Annotated in this window: 6 protein-coding genes and 1 pseudogene; 1 reads left to right on the top strand and 6 read right to left on the bottom strand. The window is 47.0% G+C overall.

Features of this window, described 5'->3' with window-relative positions; all coding sequences use genetic code 11:
- Positions 1-363: 363 nt before the first annotated feature.
- From ACW9H9_RS27880 to ACW9H9_RS27855, 6 genes and pseudogenes are all read right to left on the bottom strand, one after another.
- A complete protein-coding gene (locus ACW9H9_RS27880; protein WP_457346582.1) occupies positions 364-771 on the bottom strand; it encodes an Imm26 family immunity protein in 408 nt (135 codons plus the stop codon).
- Positions 772-926: 155 nt separating this feature from the next.
- On the bottom strand, positions 927-1,199 hold the full coding sequence (locus ACW9H9_RS27875; RefSeq protein ID WP_457346583.1) for a hypothetical protein: 273 nt from the start codon (positions 1,197-1,199) through the stop codon (positions 927-929).
- 61 nt (positions 1,200-1,260) lie between these two features.
- On the bottom strand, positions 1,261-1,761 hold the full coding sequence (locus tag ACW9H9_RS27870; RefSeq protein ID WP_457346584.1) for an SMI1/KNR4 family protein: 501 nt from the start codon (positions 1,759-1,761) through the stop codon (positions 1,261-1,263).
- Between the two features lie 12 nt (positions 1,762-1,773).
- Positions 1,774-1,977 (bottom strand): hypothetical protein, encoded by a 204-nt coding sequence (locus tag ACW9H9_RS27865; protein ID WP_457346585.1) that lies wholly within the window; start codon positions 1,975-1,977, stop codon positions 1,774-1,776.
- 1,090 nt (positions 1,978-3,067) lie between these two features.
- Complete coding sequence (locus tag ACW9H9_RS27860; RefSeq protein ID WP_457346586.1) at positions 3,068-3,730, bottom strand: hypothetical protein; 663 nt, start codon at positions 3,728-3,730, stop codon at positions 3,068-3,070.
- A gap of 14 nt (positions 3,731-3,744) precedes the next feature.
- Positions 3,745-6,204: pseudogene (locus ACW9H9_RS27855) on the bottom strand (RHS repeat-associated core domain-containing protein); the annotation flags it as partial.
- Positions 6,205-6,355: 151 nt separating this feature from the next.
- Here ACW9H9_RS27855 and ACW9H9_RS27850 point away from each other — a divergent pair.
- Entirely contained in the window at positions 6,356-7,348 is a 993-nt protein-coding gene (locus tag ACW9H9_RS27850) for a formylglycine-generating enzyme family protein (RefSeq protein WP_457346587.1), read from the top strand.
- The last annotated feature ends 267 nt before the right edge of the window (positions 7,349-7,615 follow it).

Raw genomic sequence — 7,615 nt, 5'->3', positions numbered from 1 at the left:
AAGCGTCTATGGCTCGGCTGTCGAAACATAGTGGCCTACTTCAGACCATCCCTAACTAACGCGCCCCCCCTTAATTCCGCTTTTAGTTGCTCCACCAGGAACCTACTCGTTTGAATATGCATTACTCGCTACCCTTCGGCTGCGCGATGGTCAGGTACCCCTGCAAGTCTCGTTGACGCGTCAAGATGACAGTCGGTTTCAGGGGCAGGCACAGCTCACCTCTGGCGAAGATACTTTTAAACACTCACCGCCTTCTCAAGATCCTGATGCAGTTCGTCCATCCGTTATTTGACGAGGTCGGTTTGAAGGTCGCATAGGTAGGCGAGTGATTAGTGACCGTTGTCCACATTTACGAAAAGCTCCCTACTTTATCTGAGCAGCTTTTTTTTCCACCAACACGGGCCCCATCACCAGCATTTCCGGCAACTCTTGTTTATTTTGATCTGAGGCTCGCCCTAAATGCTTATCGCCTTGCCAAAGGTTCCCTGCTACCACTCTTAAATCTAAGTTTTTCTGATTAACACGTAATGGCTCATTACCCACACAATGCCAACGCTTCTTTTGAATAGGTACTTTTGATGTATAAAGCAATAACTCAAAATCATCAGAAATATGGTTAGGAAACTCTAACGAGTCTACGACAGCCTTGTAAATCCCGATCAAAATAGTATCTTTGTATCTCTGAGAAACGTACAAAACCTTTGCGAGCCTGAAGCCTTGCTCAAGTGGAATCAATACAATATCACCTACATCGGTTTTTTTAGTTATCATCGACCAGTCCTTTTTAGGATCTCTTAAAATAGTTGATCAGTTTTAGCGTCGCGATATACCGATGCATTGAATTTTCGGGCCATGAGAGCGGTATTCATTCAGTAAGGATGTATATTTATTTTAATTTTTGGACTTGAGCAACCCACATTTTCCGGTCAAATCTTTTTAAGCCATGCCTCACATGTATTTGCCTTTTCATTATCATTCATCGAATGGGATATCTTTTTTTCTAATTCTTGATATTTTTTTGGAGCGATCTCTTTATAAAAAATCATCCATCCATCTCTTCCGTCTTGATCGATCATGTATGAAGCATCGTGTTTTCTTACCCGTAACGACCAGGATGAAAAAAAATCTGGATGATCCGAGAACACAGTGACAGTAAATCCGGTGCGTTTAGCAATTTCGTAGAGCAATGCTTGATTCATTTTTTGCCTTTGACGGTGTTTATTGTTTCTCACTGAAGTCAATACATTTATATTCCGCCGTTCAAAAATCGTATCTTGAACTTATTATATTGCTTGCTTTTTCCGTAACATCATCATCCGGACACAATCCCGAAATAAAACCTTCAAACGTTTGCGCTATCAGAAAAGTTATTTCATTCTCAAACTCCGCTTCGTGATACCAATAATAAACCTGCCCCGTTTTTTTACTTAAACAATATTGATCGCCACTGCCTGACTCACCGAAAACATACAGATCTTCTTCTATCTGATATTTATATGCCTTATTTTTCAGAAAAATATTATTTTCGTCGTTATTTAATCCGTAGATTATATCAAGATCAATAAAGCCCTCACTGTCTCGCACGGGAATATTTTTTTGAGTTTTAAACTTTGCACCGAGCTCAAAAACAATTGATCCGTTAAAAAAACCAATCAGCTCCAGCAGCTCGTTTGACAAATCAATGGGCTCCGAAACGATACTATCCACGCGTTTAAAAAAGACTCCTTTAGCACCTAGATTTTCAATCATTTTCTTATACATCGCGCCTACTCCTTATCTAAAAGAAAAACGCATAAATATAAAATACCAAACATTTAAATCACAAAATAAAAAAATATTTTCATACTTTATATTTAAAAATTTTCGAGCCAGATAAACTTTATTTTCAGGGGACACATCAAAAGTTACCGGAGTAAGTTCCGACATTCCCATCTCGTTAATTTTATTTCCAGCATGCCGCCTTACGTTACTACTCATAAACCTTCCGCTAGTAAAAAACAAATGCCTCAAATTTTTTCGCCAGCTGATCTGCATACTCTAATGACACCCCCAATAAACGGCAGCCTTGCAATGCCAGGTGGTAATATTGGCCTCTCCTCCTCCGCTTGAGCCGAACAAAACCAGCCCAGGCGCATTCAGAGATACCTCATATTCTTTATTAAAAAGAACAAACTCATACACCGAAAAAAAAAAAAAAAAATGATACATTCATCTTTTATAAACTCTTCACCTCCATTATGTTTTTTAAAAACTCGTAGTCTTCAGACAGTACAACGCCTAGTTTAGATTCAACACTTCCCAGCAGATCAAGTGATGCATCTTGCTCAAACTCAAAGCTCATAAGAGCCTTATAATATTTCTGCTCATCAGATTTTAGTTCCCTACATTCGTCATTTTAAACTTCTGAAAAAATATTCCTCTACGGAATCACTTGACCTCTATGCACTGTTAGAGAGAGTATTATTTTATTTGATGAATCTGTTAGACACCCACCAAAAAACAACAAAACAAATTTTGTGCACATAAACTTTGCTTCCGACTAAGGTTACTTGCTTTCTAATTTTACTATTCGCAGCATTGGCGACTACTCTAGCTTTTTTATTCACCACTTTCGATCACTTTAAAAGACCTTTTGGACTTTGGAATACCGCTAGTGTATCCAACCCAGTCTGATATAGAGAATCCCCAAGTAGAACTGCTCGAGACGCCCCGGCAAGCCACTCCAGAGTATGACCTGATTCATCTCGGCGAGGAAGTGTTCGCGGCGTGTCTGCTTGCGCTTGCCGGCGCACTCGAAGTTGGAAAAGCTCGCTGACTCATGCAGACTCGTATCAGGTAGTTGGGAGCATTTCAGCACGTCTGCGGACTTGAGCGAAAATATCCTAGATAAGTCATAACTAACACGGCATAACTCACCACATACAGCTATACCGTGCTTTGATTTACAGAAAACCAAAAAAAGCTATTTACCTAATTTTTTTATATACAACCAATAAACAGTTGAAAATGATCTTTTTAAAATTTGTAAAAAAATCTCAACGAGCCAAAACATGAAAATTTTAAAAAATTAATCGCACTGAGTAATGATATATACGTTATCATTAGGACTTTTTGAAAAAACACCAAAAAAGAACACTTCATTTTTATTGAAGAAAAAATAATTTCTTTGTTCTCTATCTTTTTCCCCTCCGAAAATATTAACTTCTTTCTGAGGCGGCGCTGAATTTAATATTTCAAACACCTGATCTTTTTTAACCTGAAATAAAAAATCCAAATTCTGCCCTTCATACATGGAGGGAGATTCGTCCTCTAGAAGCCATTTCGGAACTTTCCCTATCCAGCCAAAAATGTCGCTTACCTCATCATCTGAGAACGTCAAGTATTGACGCGCGATGTTACTCTGCGGCTCCAAAGCAACTGCATCCTCCACTTTAAATAGGTATACTTTAAAAAATTTTTGATAAACGTTTAAAAAACCGTCAGGTATAATTGCACCTTTTAATACCACATCAAGCATTTCCGGTATCGAAAAGTCTTCATCAAATTCGTCTGTAGCACAAAAAAAACTTAGCGCATAACCATAGAAAGTGTGCCCCTCAGGAAATTGAATTGTAAAAAAGAAGGTGAGCGGTATTCCGTTATCACTCTTGGGAGTGGCTACACCTTTCGGCAAAATTGGCGCCCCTCCAATATGCGAAGCTGTCTTTATACTTGTTTTAACTATGAACATTTACGACTCCACCTTTAGTTATCAAAACTCTTGGAAAATTTTGTGCCGTCTGAAAATAGCAATTCATAAACTAACTTATACGGACGCGTTTCTTGCCCCTCATACAAAGCAGTTAAACGGGCTTTAGCAGTTACGTCATTCTTGATAATATAATCAGCAGCACCGTTCTCAAAAACTCGAAACTTTCCACGATTAACGGATGGCGCTTGTGGAAAAATGTTATGCAGCATGGTTCCGGAGCCCCCCAGTTTATTTCCCCTCGCATGCCCTGCATCATCAGTGATTTTACCCAGTGATCTTGCGTGGTTTCTAGCAGCTTGGTTAGTTGAACTGCCTGTACCAATTTCGTTTGGGGAGATATCAAAATCCCAATCTGTGATCCTGCCATGTGCGTCCCGTATAACCGTTGGACAATTTCCAGTCCCGCTAGCGAGCCCCAACGGATCCACCCACCCCGTAGGATTAGGCACGTACTGGTAGTTATTCAACCCACCCGCAAGCTTGATCGGATCCGGCGTCAAGAACCGCCCGGTACCCGGATTGTAGTAGCGGTGCCGGTTGTAATGTAACCCCGTCTCCCCATCGAAGTATTGCCCCTGGAACCGCAGCGGGTTATCGATCTCCTCCACGTCCAGCAGTGCCAGGTTGCCGTAGGCACGGTATTTCGCCGACCACACGATATCGCCGCTGTAGTCGGTCAGCTCTTGCGGTGTGCCCAGGTGGTCCAGCTGGTAGTAGAACGGCGTCGCCTTCAGCGGGCCTTCGCCGTCCAGCATCGCGAGCGGGCGGAAGGTGCCGGGTTCGTACACATAGGTACGGTAGCGGTTATTCGCGCTTTCGACGATCAGCCGCTCGCCCTGCCACAAGAACTCGGTGGTCTGCCCGTCCACCGTCTTGGCGATGCGTCGGCCAAACGCGTCGTACCGATACGACGCGTTGCTTCCCCCGGGAAGGGTCGCGCCAATCAATCGGTGTTGGCAGTCGTAGCGGTACTCGGTAACAAGTTTGTGTGCTGCGCCACGCCGCTCACGGACCTGGTTGCCATAGGCGTCGTAGTCAAAATGCCGGTCCCCCAGCATCAGCAGGCGGTTGCCTTTGACGTTGGCCAGGTTCCCCGCGGGCACGTCGCCCTGCCCTAGCAGGTTGCCGGCGGGGTCGTGGGCGAAGCTTTCCGGGGTGGTGCCGCGTACTTTGACCAGCCGGTCCAGCGGGTCGTAATGGAAACTGCGGTTGCCCTTACGGCTGTCGTCGATGCCCGCCAGGTTGCCGCTGGCGTCGTAGGCGTAGCGGCGGCGGTAGAGGTTGCGCGTCTGCTGGCTGACACTATGAGCTTGCAGCCTGCCCTGTTCGTCGTATTGGTATTGGCTCAGCAACACGCCTTGCTGGCGCTGTTGCTCAAGGCCCGCGCTGAACTGGTGAGTGGTCAGCCGCGAGCCGTTCAGGTCGATGCTGTTCAGTACGCCGCCCGCCTGGTGCGCGTAGTCCAGGGTGCTGCCGTCTGGCAGGCGGCAATGGCTCAGTTGGCCAAGTGCGTCGTAGGCGTAGCGGGTGGTGCCCCAGCCTTGGTGCTCGGTGATCAGGCGGTCCTGGAGGTCGTATTCGTAGGCGAGCGGCCAGTGGCCGTCGTCCACGTTTACCAGGCGGCCCAGGCCGTCGTAGCGGTAGTGAACCTGCTCGCCATCGGCCAGGGTTTTGACCAGCAGGCGGCCAGCGGCATCGCGTTGGTATTGAGTGATGAGTTCGCTGTCGTCGTCGCCGAATTCGGTTTTTTTCAGCAGTTGCCCGTTGAGGTCGTACTCGTAGGCGGTGCGGCGGCCGTCAAAGCCGGTTTCCTGCTGGATCAAGCCGTTGGCGTAGTAGTCCAGGTGGTACTGCTCGCCCCGTTCGTTTTCGATGTCGCTGAGCAGCAACCGTGCGTTGTCGTAGCGATAACGCAACTGGCTGCCATCGGGGTTGATACGGCGGCTGACCAGGTGCAGGCCGTCGGCGTATTCGTAGCGGGTGATGCGGCCCAGTTCATCGCGTTCGGCGGTGACGTTGCCGTAGGGGTTATAGGTGAACGCACGCGTGGTGCCGCCCGGCAAGGTGACTTGGGCGAGGCGGTTGGCGGTGTTCCATTGGTACTGGGTGAGCGCGCCGGTTTCGTCCTGGCGGGTGATCTGACGGCCCAGGGCATCGTAGCGGTATTTGCGCTGGCCACCGTCGGGCAGGCGTTCTTCCAGCAGTTGGCCGAGGTTGTTCCAGCCCAGTTGATGGCGGCTGCCGTCCGGGTAGCGCACATTCAGCAGGCGGCCTTGGGGGTCGTAGGTGTAGTGGGTGGAATGGCCGTGCGGGTCGACTTGCTCGGTGATGTCCCCCCTGTCGTTACGCCAGTAAATCCACTTGGCCTGGCCGCGGTTCACCACGCGAACAAAGCCGTTGTAGTACTCGTAGGTGGTCGGCGCGTCTTCGGGCGGGATCACCGCCACCAGCCGCGCCTGGTCGTCGCGGGCGTAGACTTCTAGAAGTTTGCAACACTATTGCGATAACAATCTAATAGGTATTTTTATCGAAAACGTGAAGGGTGTGCTAGTTGAGTGAGAATGCTAAAGTTCGCAACTCACCACAAGCGATAGGGATATATTCATGCTGCATCAGGGTTTTGTTTTGTTGTCTGTCATCCTTTTCCTATCTGGCTGCGAAGCGAAGTCCTTTTCCCTGCCCGTCAGCACAACCCTGTCACCTGAAAAAGTGGCTGTCATTGCGGAAAATATTGGGAAAAAATACCCTGGAAAATCCGATGAATTACGTAACAAGATATTAAGTACAGTAGTGCAGTCCATTGACAACATGGTCTTTGTCGAGGGCGGCGAGTTTGACATGGGCGATTTTGGCTGGATCTGTGACTACGATGAAAAAGACGTTTGTACTTGGCCTTGCGGGCAAGACCCTGGGACGCTTTGCAGCATTAGCCCCGAATCCGACAATAAGTTTGTGCACCCTGTCAAACTGAGCAGTTATTATTTTTCTAAGTTTCAAACCACCTTGGGTGATTTTGACTTGTTTTTTACTGTTCAAGGCAAGCCTATTTTAGACGCAGAATTTCGAGATAGAGAAAACTTAAAATCCAGGTATAACAAAAACTTACCCACGCCAGTCAAAAGCTGGCAGGAGGCGAAGGATTATTGCCAATGGATCGGCTTACTCAGTGGCTACCCTGTTGATTTACCCACAGAGGCGCAGTGGGAGTTTGCTGCCCGAAGCCGTGGTCTATACGTTTTATTTCCAACCGACAATGGCAGCTTGAACTATGGAAAAAACTTTCCTGAACCCGGTGGCGGTAGAACCTTCCCTGTTAATAGCTTCACACCTAACCCATTAGGCATTTACAACCTGTCCGGCAATGCGACGGATTGGGTAAATGACTGGTACGACAAAGACTACTATCAGCATTCACCTGTGGAAAACCCGAAAGGCCCTATGACAGGCACTGAAAAAGTCAGAAGAGGCTCTAATTACCCCGAAGGCCCTTTGTTCGCGGCGCCGGTGGTAAGACGATGGCCTGACAAACCTATTTTAGCGTCATACTACCCCGGCGTCAGTTTTCGATGCGCGATTCAGTCAAGTGAACAACTCTGAGAAAAACTATCAAGCGTTCCGCGTTGAACTACAAGGATATTTTATGTCGCACACGTTTTGGAAATTATTTCCCGTTATTCTTTTTTTATCGGGTTGCGAAAAAGACTCCTTACACTTGCCCATCAGCAAAAACCTGTCGCCCGAGAAGGTCGCTGTTATCGCGAAAAATGTTGAAAACAAATACCCGGACATGTCCATTGATTTACGAAACAAGGGGCGGTTGCAGGAACCGAGTGCAACACGGTCATTGAATTGAAGAGGGGGCCT

Source organism: Pseudomonas sp. SDO5215_S409 (genome assembly GCF_054071325.1).
This window is presented reverse-complemented; position numbering and strand designations above follow the sequence as displayed.

Bases quoted from the DNA above. Each gene is read 5' to 3' on its own strand.
- ACW9H9_RS27850 (WP_457346587.1), top strand. From the start codon at position 6,356: ATGCTGCATCAGGGTTTTGTTTTGTTGTCTGTCATCCTTTTCCTATCT.
- ACW9H9_RS27875 (WP_457346583.1), bottom strand. From the start codon at position 1,199: ATGAATCAAGCATTGCTCTACGAAATTGCTAAACGCACCGGATTTACT.
- ACW9H9_RS27870 (WP_457346584.1), bottom strand. From the start codon at position 1,761: ATGTATAAGAAAATGATTGAAAATCTAGGTGCTAAAGGAGTCTTTTTT.
- ACW9H9_RS27880 (WP_457346582.1), bottom strand. From the start codon at position 771: ATGATAACTAAAAAAACCGATGTAGGTGATATTGTATTGATTCCACTT.
- ACW9H9_RS27865 (WP_457346585.1), bottom strand. From the start codon at position 1,977: ATGAGTAGTAACGTAAGGCGGCATGCTGGAAATAAAATTAACGAGATG.
- ACW9H9_RS27860 (WP_457346586.1), bottom strand. From the start codon at position 3,730: ATGTTCATAGTTAAAACAAGTATAAAGACAGCTTCGCATATTGGAGGG.